The organism is Streptomyces johnsoniae, from assembly GCF_031845565.1.
GTDB lineage: Bacteria > Actinomycetota > Actinomycetes > Streptomycetales > Streptomycetaceae > Streptomyces > Streptomyces johnsoniae.
Window position 1 is genome coordinate 57,801 of the sequence record NZ_JAVREV010000001.1, and the last position, 15,625, is coordinate 73,425.

9 protein-coding genes are annotated in these 15,625 nt (G+C 73.2%); 3 read left to right on the forward strand and 6 right to left on the reverse strand.

The features are described from left to right. Positions 1-19 precede the first annotated feature (19 nt). Genes RM779_RS00260 through RM779_RS00270 form a run of 3 tightly spaced genes read right to left on the reverse strand, consistent with a single transcriptional unit; the run spans position 20 to position 3,755 of the window. On the reverse strand, positions 20-964 hold the full coding sequence (locus tag RM779_RS00260; RefSeq protein ID WP_311614516.1) for a carbohydrate ABC transporter permease: 945 nt from the start codon (positions 962-964) through the stop codon (positions 20-22). After that, positions 961-2,019: an ABC transporter permease gene (locus RM779_RS00265; RefSeq protein ID WP_077058547.1), complete on the reverse strand. Its 1,059-nt coding sequence runs from the start codon at positions 2,017-2,019 to the stop codon at positions 961-963. Before RM779_RS00265 ends, RM779_RS00260 begins: the two co-directional genes overlap by 4 nt. A 53-nt stretch (positions 2,020-2,072) precedes the next feature. Then, positions 2,073-3,755: an extracellular solute-binding protein gene (locus RM779_RS00270; protein WP_311614519.1), complete on the reverse strand. Its 1,683-nt coding sequence runs from the start codon at positions 3,753-3,755 to the stop codon at positions 2,073-2,075. 296 nt (positions 3,756-4,051) lie between these two features. Between RM779_RS00270 and RM779_RS00275 the strand changes: the two genes are divergently transcribed. Then, positions 4,052-6,913, forward strand: a complete 2,862-nt coding sequence (locus RM779_RS00275) for a glycoside hydrolase family 3 C-terminal domain-containing protein (RefSeq protein WP_311614520.1) — start codon at positions 4,052-4,054, stop codon at positions 6,911-6,913. Between the two features lie 73 nt (positions 6,914-6,986). On the opposite strand, the gene RM779_RS00280 is transcribed toward RM779_RS00275, so the two are convergent. After that, a complete protein-coding gene (locus tag RM779_RS00280; RefSeq protein WP_311614522.1) occupies positions 6,987-8,441 on the reverse strand; it encodes an aldehyde dehydrogenase family protein in 1,455 nt (484 codons plus the stop codon). 232 nt (positions 8,442-8,673) lie between these two features. Between RM779_RS00280 and RM779_RS00285 the strand changes: the two genes are divergently transcribed. After that, complete coding sequence (locus RM779_RS00285) at positions 8,674-9,981, forward strand: M14 family metallopeptidase (RefSeq protein ID WP_311614524.1); 1,308 nt, start codon at positions 8,674-8,676, stop codon at positions 9,979-9,981. 42 nt (positions 9,982-10,023) lie between these two features. Here the strand turns inward: RM779_RS00285 and RM779_RS00290 are convergent, their stop codons facing one another. Both RM779_RS00290 and RM779_RS00295 read right to left on the reverse strand, forming a co-directional pair. After that, complete coding sequence (locus RM779_RS00290; RefSeq protein WP_311614526.1) at positions 10,024-11,577, reverse strand: PucR family transcriptional regulator; 1,554 nt, start codon at positions 11,575-11,577, stop codon at positions 10,024-10,026. 113 nt (positions 11,578-11,690) lie between these two features. Then, a complete protein-coding gene (locus tag RM779_RS00295; RefSeq protein ID WP_311614528.1) occupies positions 11,691-14,060 on the reverse strand; it encodes an ATP-binding protein in 2,370 nt (789 codons plus the stop codon). A gap of 181 nt (positions 14,061-14,241) precedes the next feature. On the opposite strand from RM779_RS00295, the gene RM779_RS00300 reads away from it, so the two are divergent. Beyond that, positions 14,242-15,579: an ABC transporter ATP-binding protein gene (locus RM779_RS00300; protein WP_311614530.1), complete on the forward strand. Its 1,338-nt coding sequence runs from the start codon at positions 14,242-14,244 to the stop codon at positions 15,577-15,579. Positions 15,580-15,625: the final 46 nt, after the last annotated feature.

Consider the following 15,625-nt stretch of genomic DNA (forward strand, 5'->3'; position numbering starts at 1 on the left):
TCTCCTCCTGTACTCGCCGTCAGCCCTTCACGGCGCCGATCAGCATGCCCTTTTTGAAGTGGCGTTGCACGAACGGCGAGAGCACGGCGACCGGAAGCAGTGCGAGAATCATCACAGCGGTCTGGACCGCGATGCTGGGAATCTGGCCGGTGCCGATGACCTGCGCCATCCCGGCGGGCCGCTCGTTCGCCAAAACGATCTGCTGGAGGATGTTCTGCAACGGCAGCTTCTCCTGGTCCGTGATGTAGATGAACCCGGCGAACCAGTTGCCCCAGTAGGCCACGGCGTAGAACAGCGAGATGACCGCCAGCACGGCCCGGGAGAGCGGCAGCACGATCTGCCACAGGATGCGCAGCTCGCCGGCGCCGTCGATGCGGGCGCTGTCGATGATCTCCTGGCCGACGTTCATGAAGAACGCCCGCAGCACGAGGATGTTGAAGACGTTGACGGCCATGGGGAGGACCAGCGCGGCGTAGGTGTTCATCAGCCCCAGGCTCTGGATGAGCAGGTAGGTGGGGATGATGCCGGCGCCGCCGAAGAACATGGTGGCCAGCAGGGTGAACAGCAGGGTGCGGTGCCACAGCGAGCCGATCCTGGACAGCCCGTAGGCGGCCAGCACGGACACCGTCATGCTGAACAGGGTGCCGATGACCGTGACGCCGATGGAGACCATCATGGCGCGGGAGACCTCGCCGCCGCTGAGGAGTTCGCGGTAGGCGTCGAAGCTGATGCCGTCGGGCCAGACGACCAGGCCGCCGGCGCTGCTGATCGTCTCGGCGTCGGAGAGGCTGGTGATCAGCACGATCCAGATGGGGAAGAGGATCGCGAGCAGGGCGATGCCGAGGATGACTCCCTTGGCGGTCAGCCCGACGCGGGTGGGCGGCTCCTCCCAGGCGGGCCGGGGGCGCTTGCCCTTCTCCTCCTTGTCCTCGACCAGGACGCTGGTGTCGGTGATGGCGCTCATCGCCGCGAGTACACCCCCTGCTCGCCCATCGCGTGGGCGACTCGGTTGGCGGCCAGGACCAGGGCGAGGCTGAAGACGCCCTTGACGATGCCGATGGCCGCCGCGTAGCTGAAGTCCCCGTTGGCGATGCCGCGGTTCCACACGTAGCTGTCGAGCACTTCCGAGGCGCCGGGGCCGACGGCCGTGCGCTGGATGAGGAACTGTTCGCTGCCGACCGTCAGCATGTTCCCGACCTGGAGCACCAGCAGCAGCGCGATGACCGGGCGCAGCGCGGGCAGGGTCACGTGCCACATGCGGCGCCAGCGGCCCGCGCCGTCCACGGCGGCCGACTCGTACAGCTCGGAGTTGACCATCGACAGGGCGGCGAGGAAGACGATGATGCCCCACCCGGCGTCCTTCCAGATGACCTGGGCGGTGACCAGCCACTTGAAGAATCCGGGGTCGGTCATCAGGTCGAAGCTGTCGGTCAGTCCCCAGTCGCGGGCGAGCTGGGCGACGAGGCCGGCGCCGCCGAACATCTGCTGGAAGACGGTGATGACCAGCACCCAGGAGAAGAAGTGCGGCAGGTAGAGCACGGCCTGGGTCCAGGCGCGGATCTTGCTGTGCAGGATGCTGTTGATCAGCAGGGCGAGCGCGATCGGTATGGGGAAGAAGAGGATCAGCTGGAGCGAGGAGAACATCAGGGTGTTCTGCACCGCGTTCCAGAAGTCGCTGTCGTCCAGCATCCGCTGGAAGTTCTCCATCCCGATCCAGGCGCTGTTCGCCATGGAGTCGAAGAACCCGTCGCCGGCGTACGGGCTGTAGAACTGGAACGCGATGACGTTGCCGGCGATGGGGATGTAGGCGAACACCAGCAGCAGGACGACCGCGGGCAGCGTCATCGCGACCAGGACCCAGTCGCGGCGCAGCCGGTGCCGCAGGCCGATGCCGCCCGCCAGGCGGGGGTCCTTCCTGCCACGCCGTCGCGGTACCTTCCGCGCCGCGGGGGCGGGCTTGTTGGCTTGTCCGCCGCTCTCCCGTGGCACGGGAGGGCGGGGGACCGTGCTCTGTGACACGCGGTTCTCCTTGCTGGCGGCTGCCGTGGCGGCGGGCGACGCGGGCTGCGCGCCTACGAGCCGGCGGCGTCCTCCTCGTCGAGCAGGCCCTGGTAGAAGTCGCGCAGCTCGTCGCCGCCGTTGCGCCGCCACTCGGAGACGGCGTTCTGCATGTCGCGGATGGACTGGCGCCCGCGGACCACGTCGTCCTCCAGGGCCTCGAAGCCGTCGTTGATGTTGGCCAGCCGGGCCGGCTCCTGGACCTGCCGGCCGAAGAACAGCGGCTCCCTGGCGTACCGCATGTGCCGCTTCATCCAGCCCGTCCAGTCCTCGACGACCTGCGGGATGTCCGGGAGGGCGACGACGTGGCCCGCGGTGGCGATGAACGGGTAGGTCTCGGGCACGACCTCCTCCTCGCCCTGCGGGGTGCGGGCGGGCAGGCCGTCCTCGACGGTGTAGTGGGTGCCCTCGACGCCGTAGGCGCGCAGCCGCTGCTCGCGGGTGCCGTAGGGGGCGGCGGTGAAGTTGGCGATCTCCAGGGCCTCGCGAATCCGCTCCTCGGAGAGGTTCTTGTTGAGGAACGTCCAGATCCCGGCGCCGTTCGCGGTGTACAGGACGGGGTCGTTGCCGCCGGCGCCGAAGTAGTCGAACGCGTTCATGCGGAAGTCGGGGTTGGCGGTCCGCTGCTCGACGGCCGTGTTGTGCCAGGCGCCGTCGCCCTGGTTGAACATCAGGGACTCACCCGCGGTGAAGCGCTGGGTGGAGTCGCCGGACGCCGCGACCGCGTCCGGGTGGACCACGTCGGCCTCGTACAGTTTGCGGGTCCACTCCAGGGCTTCGAGATAGGCGTCGGTCTCATAGCGGTTGATCAGCGTGCCGTCGTCGCCCGCCATCCAGTAGCGCGGCTTGTCGGGCAGCACGCCGTAGATGATGAACGCCGACCACTTCATGTCCTCGCAGGCCCACACCCGGGCGGACGCGGAGGTGATCTCGCGGCAGAAGGCGATGAAGTCGTCCGGGTCGGTGGGCACCTCCCAGCCGTTGGCCTCGAAGATGTCCTGCCGGTAGTAGGGCATCACGCCGCCGATCGGGGCGGCCGGCATCGGCAGGCCGCGCAGGGCACCGCCGAAGATCGACGCCTCCCAGGCGGCGGTGGGAATGGCGGCGAGGTTCGGGAAGTCGAGGACGGCGTCGCCCGAGAGGTACGGGCCGAGGTCGGCGAACCTGCTGCTGATGGCCTGCGGGATCTGCCCGGACAGCTCCCAGCCGGGTATGCACACCAGGTCGGGGATATCGCTGCCGGCCAGCACCGCACCCAGTTTGTCGCCGTAGGTGTTGCCGTCCTGCGTCTGCCAGTTCATGCGCACGCCGATGGCCTCGTCCATCGCGGTCCAGAACGCGTTCCCGCTGCTCGGCGGCGTACCCCAGAGCGGGGTCATGCCGGTGAACTCCCCGCCGTTCCCGCGGGGTTCGGGAACGGAGACGCCGAGCTCGCTTTCGGGTATCCAGCGGGTGTAGCCGGGGCTCGACCCGTTCTCGGCGGGGATGTCCGGCGCGACGGCGACCTCGGACTCCTGGAAGGTCGGGAGGATGTTCCGCACCTGCTCCTCGGACGCCGCGCCTTCCTGACCACCGCCACCGCCGCCGCCACCGCCGCAGGCCGAGAGCAGTGGCACGCCGCCCGCGGTCGCCGCCGCCGCGAAAGCCGAGGAGGCGAGGAATCTTCTGCGGCTGGGAGCGGGGCGTGAGTTCGTCATGGCGACAACCCTTCAAAGCTCTGCGTCTTTGCATGGCCGGCGTTCGAACATGGTCGAAGCGCTTCGATGTTGCGCTGAGGCTAAGACCCGGCAGCGGGCGGCACAAGCCCTGTTTCGCAGAAACTTCGGCAGGGTTTCGAGGCGGATCTGGCCTGTAGAAGCAAGGCGATGACGAGTCAATGCCGAGCGGTGTCTTGACAGGGAGGGCACCGGAAACCCAGCATCGAAGCGCTTCGAACATCGACTTCGCGGATCGCTCCGCGGGGAGAGCCGCCACCACCCCGAGGGGACCGCACGTGACCGCCGAACCCCTGCCCTTCCGCGATCCGCGGGCCGCCGTCGAGGAGCGCGTGGCCGACCTCCTCGGCCGCCTGACGCTCCCTGAGCGGATCGCGATGCTCCATCAGTTCGCGCCCGCGGTCGACCGGCTCGGCATCCCCGCGTTCCGCACCGGGCAGGAGGCACTGCACGGCGTCGCGTGGATGGGCCAGGCCACCGTCTTCCCGCAGGCCGTCGGCCTCGGCGCGACGTGGAACGAAGAACTGGTGCGCCGCGTCGGCGAGGCCACCGGCCGGGAGGTCCGCGCGATGCGCGCCAAGGACCCGAAGGTCGGCCTCAACGTCTGGTCCCCCACGGTCAATCTGCTGCGGCACCCGCTGTGGGGCCGCAACGAGGAGGGCTACGCCGAGGACCCGCACCTGACCGCCGCCCTCGCGAGCGCCTACACCCGCGGCCTGCGCGGCGACCACCCCGTGTACTGGCGCACCGCTCCCGTGCTCAAGCACTGGCTGGCGCACAACCACGAGCACGAGCGCGACATCGCGAGCACCTCGCTGCGCGCCCGGGTGCTGCACGAGTACGAACTGCCCGCGTTCCGCGGCCCGGTGCGGTCGGGGGCGGTGGCCGGCGTCATGCCCGCCTACAACCTGGTCAACGGCCGGCCCAACCATCTCTCCCCGCTGCTCGCCGAACACCTGCGGACCTGGACCGCGCTGCCGCTCGTGGTCTGCTCCGACGCCGGGGCGCCGAGCAACATCGCCGGCTCGCAGGGCTACATGCCCGGTCACGCCGAGGGACTGGCGGCCGCGCTGCGCGCCGGAGTCGACAGTTTCACCGACCACGGCGAGGACGCCGCGCCCACCGTGGAACGGCTCACCGCCGCGCTCGACGCGGGCCTCATCACGGAGGCCGACGTCGACACGGCCGTCGCCCGGCTGCTCGGGATGCGCTTCCGCCTCGGCCAGTTCGACCCGGACCTCGACCCGTTCGACGCGGACGCCGCCTTCGACACCCCCGAGCACCGGACGCTGGCGCGCACCGCCGCCGAACAGGCCGTGGTCCTGCTGAAGAACGACGGGGTGCTCCCGCTGCGGCCCGGTGTCCGCGTCGCCGTCGTCGGGCCGCTCGCGGACGAGGTCAAGCTCGACTGGTACAGCGGCGCGCTGCTGCACCGCACCACCCCGTTCGCCGGACTGCGCGACCACCCCGCCATCGCCTCCGCCGTCCACGCCGACGGCACCGATCTGGTGCGGCTGCGCACCGAACGCGGCTGGGTGCGGGTGCCGGACGGAGACGACGGCGCGGCGCCGGGCGGGGACGGGGCCGTCGCCGCCCTGGACCCCGCGCTCCTGCGCGGGCGCACCGACCTGCCGCCGCTGACCACCGTGCCCGGCGCCGCAGAGGCCACGGCGCTGTCGCTCGCCGACTGGGGCGACGGGGTGCTCACCCTCCGCGCGCCGGACGGCCGCTACCTGTCGGTCGCGGACGACGGTTACGTGCGGGCCGCAGCGGAGCAGCCTGGGGGCTGGGTGGTCCAGGAGACGTTCAGCCTTCAGCCGCACGGCGGAGGCCACCTCCTGCGCCATCGGGGGACCGGGCATCACGTGTCTGTCGCCGCCGACGGGCTGAAGGTTGCCGAGGCGGGCGACGTCTTCCACGTCGAGACCGTCCGCCGTGGCGAGGACGCCGTCGCCGCGGCGGCGGCCGGCGCCGACGTCGTCATCGTCGTCGTGGGCAACGACCCGCACATCAACGGCCGCGAGACGGAAGACCGCACCACCCTGGCGCTGCCGCCGCAGCAGGACCGGCTGTGGCGGGCGGCGCACGCCGCCAACCCGCGCACCGTGCTGGTCATGACCTCCGCCTACCCGTACGCCGTCGCCGAGGCCGACGCCGAACTGCCCGCGCTGCTGTGGACCGCGCACGGCGGCCAGGCCGCGGGCAGCGCGCTGGCCCGCGTGCTGTGCGGCGAGGTCGCGCCCGCGGGCCGCCTGCCGCAGACCTGGTACGCCGGTGACCATCAGCTGCCCGGCCTGCTCGACTACGACCTCATCGCCTCCCGCGCCACCTACCTCTACTGCGACGACACCCCGCTCTACCCGTTCGGCCACGGGCTGTCCTACACCTCCTTCGGCTACACCGCGCTCGCCGCGCGCGCCGACGAGGAGTCCGGCACCCTCACCGCCGAGGTGACCGTCACCAACACCGGCGGCACCGCGGGCGACGAGGTGGTGCAGGTGTACGCGCGCGCCGAGCACGGAAGCGTGCCGCGCCCGCACCGCGCGCTGATCGCCCACCGCCGCGTCCACCTGGCGCCGGGCGAGGAACGGCGGCTCACGTTCACGGTGCCGCTCGCCGACGCGTTCGGCTTCTGGGACACCGCGCACGGCCGATGGACCGTCGAGCCCGGCACCTACACGGTCGCCGCCGGGGCCTCATCCCGCGATCTGCGCGGCCGGGTGACGCTCACGCTCGCCGGTGAGCCGTCCGAGCCCCGCCAGGTGCGCGTGACCGGGCTCGCCGCCGCCGCGTTCGACGACAGCCGCGGCACCTGGCTCACCGACACCGACAAGCGGTCGGGCGACGCGGTCGCGGCGGGCGGCGAGGAGCCGGGCGAACTGCTCTACCGCGCCTGCGACTTCGGCGCGGGCACGGCCACCGTGCGGCTGCGGGTCGCCCGCGAGGAGCCGGGCGAGGCCACGGTGACCGTGGAGGCGGTGGGCACCGGCAGCCGCGCCGTGCTGCGGGTGCCGTCCACCGGCGACCGCTACGCGTGGACGACCGTGACGGCGCCGCTGCCCGGCGCCCCGGCCGGCGTGCGCGACCTGCGGCTGACGCTGCGAGGACCCGTCCGGGTGGAACGGCTCGCTTTCGGCTGACACCTGAACCGTGCGGCACCATCGGGGCCCGGCCGAAGGGCCCGGCCGGCCCGGCCGGGCCCTTCGGCCGCTGTCAGAGGTCCAGGCCGGTCAGCACCATCACGCGCTCGTAGGTGTAGTCCTCCATCGCGAACCGCACGCCCTCGCGCCCCACGCCGGAGTCCTTCACCCCGCCGTACGGCATCTGGTCGGCGCGGTAGGACGGAACGTCCCCGACGACGACGCCGCCGACCTCGAGCGCCCGGTGCGCGCGGAACGCCGCCTGGAGGTCGCGCGTGAACAGGCCCGCCTGGAGGCCGAACGTGGAGTCGTTCGCCGCCGCGAAGGCCGCCGTCTCGCCCTCGGCCCTGGTCACCGACAGCACCGGGCCGAAGACCTCCTCGCACGAGACCTTCGCGTCCGTGGGCACGCCCGTGAGGACCGTCGGCCGGTAGCTCGCCCCCTCGCGGGTGCCGCCGGTGAGCACCTCGGCCCCGGCGCCGACCGCCTCGTTCACCCAGCTCTCGACGCGCCGGGCGGCGTCCTCGCTGATGAGCGGGCCCACATCGGTGGCGTCGTCCGACGGATCGCCGGTGACCAGCGCCTCCACCGCCGCGACGATACGCGGCACGAGCCGCTCGTACACCGCGGCGTCCGCGATGACCCGCTGCACCGAGATGCAGGACTGCCCCGCCTGGTAGTTGGAGAACGTGGCGATGCGCTGCGCCGCCCAGTCCAGGTCCGCGTCCGCGGAGTAGTCCGCCAGCACGACGGCCGCGCCGTTGCCGCCCAGTTCGAGTGTGACGCGCTTGCGCGGCACCGCATCGCGGATGGACCAGCCCACGGGCACGGAGCCGGTGAAGGAGATCACCGGCAGCCTGGGGTCCTGGACCAGCGCCGGCATCGCGTCGTTGGGCACGGGCAGCACGCTGAAGGACCCGGCCGGCAGGTCGGTCCCGGCCAGCAGCTCGCCGAGCAGCAGCGCGGACAGCGGCGTGGCCGGGGCGGGCTTGAGGAGGATGGGGACGCCGGCCGCGAGCGCCGGGGCCACCTTGTGCGCGCACAGGTTCAGCGGGAAGTTGAACGGCGCGATGCCGAGCACGGGACCGTAGGGAAAGCGCCGGGTCAGCGCGAGCCGGCCGGCGCCGCCCGCGTCGGCGTCCAGGCGCTGCGCGGCGCCGCCGTTGAAGCGCCGCGCCTCGTCGGCGGCCCACCGGAAGACGGAGATGCAGCGGCTGACCTCGATCCGCGCCCATTTGACGGGTTTGCCGTTCTCCGCGGAGATCAGCCGGGCGAACTCCTCGGCCCGCTCGGTGAGTCGCTGCCACACGTGGTCGAGCGCCGCGGCCCGCACGTACGCGGGCGTGGCGGCGAACTCGCCCGCCACGGCCGCCGCCGCGGCCACCGCCTCCTCGGTCTGCGCCGGGGAGGGCACGCCCACGCTGCCGAGGGTGCCGCCGTCCCACGGCGAGGTGACCTCCAGGGTGCTCGCGCCGGCCGCCGCACGGCCGGCGAGCCAGAACGGGCGCGGGGATGTCGCTGTGGTCATCGCGGGTGCCACCCTTCAGACGATCTGTCGACCTTGTCGACGCTGTCGCTTCCCGCCTCCACCGTAGGTGCTGCCTCCCGCGCGGCGTCTTGTCCGGCGCGGCGGAATGCCCCGGTTGCGTGCGCCGTTCCGGCAGGTCCCCGCACGCCATATTGACCCGGGCATGCCACGTTCGCGAGCATGAGCGGCTATTCCACCCGTCGCACTGGCACACCCTCACCCAGGAGATGCGATGCGCATGACCCGACACGGCAGGCGGGCCGCCACCGCGGCCGCCGTTCTCACGCTGGCACTCGCCTGGACCTCGGCCCAGGCCACCGCCGCTCCCCCGGCGGCCGATTCGCCGTCCGCGACCGCGGTACGGCAGTACGAGGTCGCCGGCGTCGCCACCGCCGCCGAGCGGACGGCACTCGCCCGCACCGGCACCGCCATCGACGAGATCCGCGCCGACACCGTACTGATCACGGCGGACGAGGCGCACGCGGCCCGGCTGACAGGGCTCGGCTACGACCTGGCCGCGCTCACCGCCCCGGAGGAACGCGGCGGACTCCGCGCCGCCGCGCCCTCCGACTACCACACCTACGACGACGTGATCGCCGCCGTGGCCGACGCCGAGGCGCGGTACCCCGGACTCGTCACCAGCCAGGTCATCGGCCAGTCGTACGAGGGCAGGGACATCGTCGCCGTCAAGATCAGCGACAACGCCGCCACCGACGAGGACGAGCCGGAGGTGCTGTTCACCCACAACCAGCACGCGCGCGAGCACCTCACCGTCGAGATGGCGCTCTACACCCTCGGCGAACTGACCTCCCAGTACGGCACGGACGCCGAGATCACCGCCCTGCTCGACACCCGCGAGGTGTGGCTGGTGCCCACCGTGAACCCCGACGGGAAGATCTACGACCAGGAGTCCGGAACGTTCCGCAGCTGGCGCAAGAACCGGCAGCCCAACTCCGGCTCCGCCGCCCTCGGTACCGACCTCAACCGCAACTGGGCGCACGAGTGGGGCTGCTGCGGCGGCTCCTCCGGATCGCCCGGCAGCGACACCTACCGCGGCTCCGCACCCGAATCGGGGACGGAGGTCGGCGTGGTCGCCGACTTCGTGCGCGGCCGGGTCGTCGGCGGCGAGCAGCAGATCACCGCGCACATCGACTTCCACACCTACGGCGAACTGGTGCTGTGGCCCTACGGGTTCACCTACGCCGACACCGCGCCCGGCCTCACCGCCGACGACGCGGCCGCGTTCGAGGCCCTGGGCACCGCGCTCGCCGACACCAACGGGTACACGCCGCAGCAGTCCAGCGACCTCTACATCACCGACGGCACCGTCAACGACTGGATGTGGGCCGACCAGGGCATCTTCTCGTTCACCTTCGAGATGTACCCGTCATCGAGCTCCGGCGGCGGGTTCTACCCGCCGGGCGACGTGATCGACCGGGAGACCAGCAGGAACCGGGAGGCCGTCCTGACGCTCCTCGACTACGCCGACTGCCCCTACCGCATCACCGGCAACGAGGCCGAGCACTGCGGCACCGCCTGAGGCCGCGCCCGTGGGCCCGCACGCCGGTGCGGGCCCGCGGCATCAGGAGCCGAGCGGCGAACGGGCGGTCGCCTTCAACGCCAGCCACAGCTCCATCCGCACGTCGGGATCGTCCAGCGAACGGTCCAGGATCTCCTCCACCCGCCGCATCCGGTACCGCAGCGTGTGCCGGTGCACCCCAAGGTCGGCCGCCGCCGCGTCCCACTGGCCGTGCCGCGCCAGCCAGGCCCGCAGCGAGGCGACGAGATCGCCGCGGCCCCTTTCGTCGTGCTCGCGCAGGGCCCGCAGCATGCCGTCGGCGAACGCGCGCACCGCGTCGTCGGCGAGCAGCGGCAGCACGGACCCGGCGGCGACGTCGTCGTGCTCCACCAGCGTGCGCCCGCGGCGCCTGGCCACCAGCAGCGCCTCGCGCGCGTGCTGGTAGGCCGTGTCGGCCGTGGCGGTCCCCGTCGGCGCCGACATGCCCACGGCCAGCCCGGTGCGCGGCTCCTGGCCGGCCGCGTACTCCGCACCGGCGGCCAGCGCCGCGCCGCCGTCCGCGGCGAGCAGCACGAGACCGTCCCCGTCCGCCGCCGCGAGCACCGACTCCCCCGCGCGGGCCGCGGCCGACTCCACCGCGCTCCCCAGCTCCGTCAGCGCCTTCGGCTCCTCGCCCGCCCCGGCGACGAGCACCCGCAGCGGCGCGTCGAGCAGCGTTCCGTACAACTGCCCGGCCACCGCCCGCGCGTGGTCGGGCTCACCACTGAGCAGCATGCGCAGCACCGCCGAGCCGAGGCGTGCCTCGGCGGCCTGGTAGGCGCGCGAGCGCTCGGTCAGCAGCGTCAGCACGGCCACCGCGGACTGGAGCGCGTAGCGCTCCGCGGTGCCGAGCGGCGCGCCCGTGCCGATGGCGAGCACGGCGCGCGGCAGGTGTCCCGTGCCGACGGTCTGGAGCTCGACGCGGTCGTCGTCCGGCTCGTGGGCGCACACGGCGCTCGCGGGCGCGGAACGGGCGCCGAGGCGGCGGACCTCGGTGCCGAGCCTGGCGGCCCTGCGCGCCGCCCACGAGGGGGCGACGGCGGTGGCGGTGCCGGACAGGTCGTACAGCGCTGCCCAGCCGCCGACCTGGGCGGCCAGCCGGTCCAGGAGCGCCTGATGGCCGCCGTCGGACAGGGCCGCCCTGGTCAGCTCGCGCTGCGCCGCGAACCCGGCGGTGACGGTGCGGTACTGCTCGGTGGCGATGGCGGCGGACACGGCCTTGGCGATGGCGATGAACGGGGTGCGCCGCGGCACTTCGAGCAGCGGCAGCCCCGCCTGCCCGACGGCGGCGAGCAGCGCGGGCGGCACCTCGGGATGGTTGACCCCGACACCGAAGCCGAGCCCGACCACCCCGGCCTCCGCCAGCCGCCCGACGTAGCCGCGCATCAGTGCCTCGTCGGCCACCGGCAGCTTCAGCCCCGTGGTCAGCAGCAGCTCACCCCCGTCAAGCCACGGGGTCGGATCGGTCAGCTCGCTGGCGTGGGCCCACCGCACCTCGGCGTCCAGCCGGTCAGCTCCCGCGCGTACGGCGAGCTTGAGCCCCGTGTGCTGGGTCAGTGCGGCGAGCGTCGGAAGCATGGATCACCTTGGAGGTACCGATACGACACGGGTACTCACGGTACAGCGGCGGGTCGGGGCGCCCCGACGGCGACCGCGGCATATGCGGCGGGTATCGGCCACGCCCCCGCACGTCAGCCGAGCCGCACCAGCACGGGCGGGCTCGGCTCCCCGGCGACGCTGGTCAGCGAGAGCACCGCGTGCCGCGGCGGCACGCGGTGGGCCAGCTCGGACGCGGACCACCGTTCCCGCTCCACCCGGCGCACGGTGACGGACTCGGTCGTGGTGTCGCGCCCCGTGAACAGCTTCCGCACCCCGCGCACCGAGCGCCTGACGATGCCGCCGGCGCGGTCGGGCGTGCGGGTGACGTCCTGGTCCTCCCGCCACTCCGTGCCCCAGGCACGGGCGAAGTGCTCGGCGTCCCACGTGGTGATCCCGGAGAACGCCATCCGGCACCCGACCGCGCCCAGCAGCCCGGTCCGCAGCTCGGGGGCCACGTCGTCCAGGGTGCGCAGGGTCAGCACGGCCCCGGCGTTGGCCGGCCGCAGCTGCGTCAGGCCCCGCACGGTCCCCGGGGTGATGGCGGCCGTCGCGTCGTCCAGCACCAGGCAGGCGAACAGCGTCCGGTCGGGCCGTGTGGTGACCGCCGCCGTGAACTGGGCGAGCAGCAGCCGCGTGATGATCCGCCCGGCCTCGGCGTGCCCGGTCGCGGGCAGGTCGATCCGCACCCGCAGCGGGTGCACGAGGGAGCCGAGGGAGAACGGGCGGGTGGTGCGGTCCCGGTCGCCGAGGGAGAACCCGGCCCGGTCAAGCAGGGCGAGCCGGTCGGCCAGGTGCGGGCCGAGGTCGTCGGGCCGCTGCGCCTGCCGGGCCCGGGCGTCCAGCTCCCGCTGCTGGTCCTGGGCCCCGGCCAGCGCGAGGTCGTCGCGGAGCGTCGCCAGCAGCGCGGGCGCGCCGTCGAGCATGGCGCGCAGCTCGGGCACGCCGGGCAGCTGGCCGTAGGCGGCCTGGTAGGGGCCGATGAGCTGGACCAGAACGGCCGCCGCCTCCCTGGGGTCGACGCGGGAGCCGCCCACCAGCGCCTCGGCGACCAGGCTCGCGGCCTCGTCGGTGTCGGTGGCCCCGCCGTACAGGTCGAGCCGGTGGGTCCCGGCGGGGTCGCCGACGCGGACGACGATGTCGAAGGCGTGGTCGGGCCCGAGGGCGGCGCTGGCCGTGCCGACGGCGACGACCGCCGCCTGCCCGGTGAGGGCGTGCAGGCACAGCGCCTCGGTCACCGGCCGCACGACGCGGCCGGTCTTGCCGGAACCGGGCGGGCCGACGGCGAGCAGCGAGGTGCCGAGCACGGCGGGGTCGAGGGCGACGTCCTCGCCGCGGTAGTGGTACGGGTTGCGGTCCTCGTCGAGGGCGAGACCGATGCGGACCTGGCGGGTCAGCAGATCGTGCCGGGCGGCCCTGACCGGCAGGTCGCGCTCCCCCGAGGGGTGGACGAACGCGGCGGCGCCGTGGACGCGGGCGGCGTCGGAGAACGCGGGCAGCTCGGTCGGCCTGGCGCGCACCGCGCTCCAGGCGTGGGCGATGCGCGCGTAGTCCAGGTCGCTCATGGCGCCGATGCGGACCTCGTCGGCGAGCCGCTCGGCCGCGGCCTCCGCGCCCGCGGCGCGCAGCTCGGTGAAGTCACTGAGCCGGGCCAGCTCGGCGCGCTCCGCGGGCGTCGCGGCGGCGGAGCCGCGGCGCAGCGCGAGCGGGTAGCGGCGCCGGACGGCGCGCCAGTCCCCGAGGGCGGCGAAGACCGCCAGCACGAGCACCGCCCACAGCACGTAGTAGAGGTTGTAGCTGACGGTGTACTGCGTGGTGTCGCCGTCCTCCCACCACGCGTCGGGCACGAGCGCGTACAGCGGCTCCAGCCAGAAGTCCCAGACGCCGCTGAAGCACAGCTCCCAGACCGCCCAGGCGGCGACGAGCGCCGCGGTCGCCCGCAGGATGGTGCGGCGGCCGAGAGGTGCGATGTCGGGGCGGCCGCACAGCAGCCGCAGCACGGTGGGCCGCCAGCGGCGCCACAGCGCGGGCCCGTTCCCCGCCCGGCCGAAGGCGTACACCAGGAAGCAGGCGAACAGCAGTTGGTACAGGTAGATCACGGTGATCCACGCGGTGTCCTTGCGCCAGGAGTTCACGCCCGTCCAGTCCATCGGCCAGTCGACGAAGCCGAGGTACCCATTGCCGTAGAAGGACCAGACGAGCCAGCCGGTGAGCGCCGCGAGGAGCGCGGTGCCGTGCAGCTCCCGGTCGCCCAACCGGTCCGGGTCCTCCGGCGGCTTCGGCACGTGCCCGTGGCGCCAGACGCCCGGCCGGGCCGACGGCCGCGGCGCGTGCAGCCAGCGGACCAGCGGCGGCCCCTCGGCCTCGGGCGGTTGCCGGGGTACCGGCGGCGCGCCCTTGGCCAGCGGCACGGCCTGGGCGCCGTCACCGCTCTCCCGCGCGTCCCGCGCGCCGTTGGTACTCATTCGCTGCCAAGCCCCCTGATCAGGCGATCGGCTGACTATGCGTCGCCGTTCAAATCTAGTGCAGCACAGCCCACCGAATATGCGCCGGGCCAACCTGTGCATACCCGTTCCCCTGGGACATCTGGTGCGCTACGTTGCGGCTCCACCGCTGGCTCGAAGAGGAATCCGGGCGGAAACCGTCATGACACGCACCATTTCCCTGCGGGACGTCACCAAGGTCTATCCGCGCGACGTCGTCGCCGTCGACCGGCTGTCCCTCGACGTCGAGCCCGGGGAGTTCGTCGTCCTGCTCGGCCCCTCCGGGTGCGGCAAGTCGACGGTGCTGCGCATGATCGCGGGCCTGGAAGACATCACCTCCGGGGAACTGCTGCTCGACGGAAACTACGCCAACCACCTGCCGCCCGGCCAGCGTCAGCTCGCCATGGTCTTCCAGCACTACGCGCTCTACCCCAATATGACGGGACGCCAGAACATTTCCTTCCCGCTGCGGATCGAGGCCCCGCACGCGGACGAACGGACCCGGGTGAACGAGGCGGCGCGGCTGCTCGGCATCGAGGACCTGCTCGACCGCTACCCGCGCCAGCTCTCCGGCGGGGAACAGCAGCGGGTCGCGATGGGGCGCGCGATCGTGCGCAGGCCCTCGGCGTTCCTGCTGGACGAGCCGCTGTCCAATCTGGACGCGAAACTCCGCAACCGGCTGCGCGCCGAGATCGCCACGCTCACCAGGCACCTGGGCGTGACGACGGTCTACGTGACGCACGACCAGTCCGAGGCGATGTCGCTCGGCGACCGGGTGGCGGTGATGCGGGACGGGGTGATCCAGCAGGTCGGCACCGCGCGGGACGTCTACCGGCTGCCGGAGAACGTGTTCGTGGCGGCGTTCGTCGGCACCCCGCGGATCAACCTGCTGCGCGCCACCGTGCACGCGCCGCTGGACTCGCGCATGAGCATCGACTTCGGCACCCAGCGGATGCTGCTGCCGCACCCGCTCAGCCCCGACCACCAGATGCTGCGCGTCCAGATGGGCCGGGAGATCACGGTGGGGCTGCGCTCCGAGGCCGCGCGGATCGCCTCTCCCGAGGAGATGCGGCCCACCGAGGCGCTGCTGAACGGGGTGGTGCAGCACGTGGAGTACCAGGGCCACGAGTCGCTGGTGCACGTCAGCACGGGGGCGCGGCCCGCGGACGTGGACGGTCTTGAGGCGCCGCGGCCGACCGGGGCGCGCAGGTCGCGCGGCAGACGCCAGGGCCGGGGGCGGCTGGGCCGGCTGCTCGGCCGGGTGGGCCAGGGCACGCTGAACGGCGGGCGGGCACCGGTGACGACGCTCGAACGCCCCCCACCGCCCACCCCGGCGGGGCGAACCAGCGACGGCCTGGTGGTGCGCGCGGGCACCGACGTGCAGGTGCGGGTCGGCGAGCGGGTGCCGCTGCTGCTCGACCTGGATCAGCTGTACGTGTTCGACAGCGAGGGCCGCAGGATCTGCCCCGCCCCGGCCCGGCGGCCCCGGCCGCCCGCCTGAGCGGACCGGACCGGGGCCGCCGGGCCGCTCAGGTCCGGGGGCGGCC

What these genes read in the sequence shown, in the direction of transcription:
- RM779_RS00260 (WP_311614516.1), bottom strand. Translation starts at nt 964, where the DNA reads ATGAGCGCCATCACCGACACCAGCGTCCTGGTCGAGGACAAGGAGGAG.
- RM779_RS00270 (WP_311614519.1), bottom strand. Translation starts at nt 3,755, where the DNA reads ATGACGAACTCACGCCCCGCTCCCAGCCGCAGAAGATTCCTCGCCTCC.
- RM779_RS00280 (WP_311614522.1), bottom strand. Translation starts at nt 8,441, where the DNA reads ATGACCACAGCGACATCCCCGCGCCCGTTCTGGCTCGCCGGCCGTGCG.
- RM779_RS00285 (WP_311614524.1), top strand. Translation starts at nt 8,674, where the DNA reads ATGCGCATGACCCGACACGGCAGGCGGGCCGCCACCGCGGCCGCCGTT.
- RM779_RS00290 (WP_311614526.1), bottom strand. Translation starts at nt 11,577, where the DNA reads ATGCTTCCGACGCTCGCCGCACTGACCCAGCACACGGGGCTCAAGCTC.
- RM779_RS00295 (WP_311614528.1), bottom strand. Translation starts at nt 14,060, where the DNA reads ATGAGTACCAACGGCGCGCGGGACGCGCGGGAGAGCGGTGACGGCGCC.
- RM779_RS00300 (WP_311614530.1), top strand. Translation starts at nt 14,242, where the DNA reads ATGACACGCACCATTTCCCTGCGGGACGTCACCAAGGTCTATCCGCGC.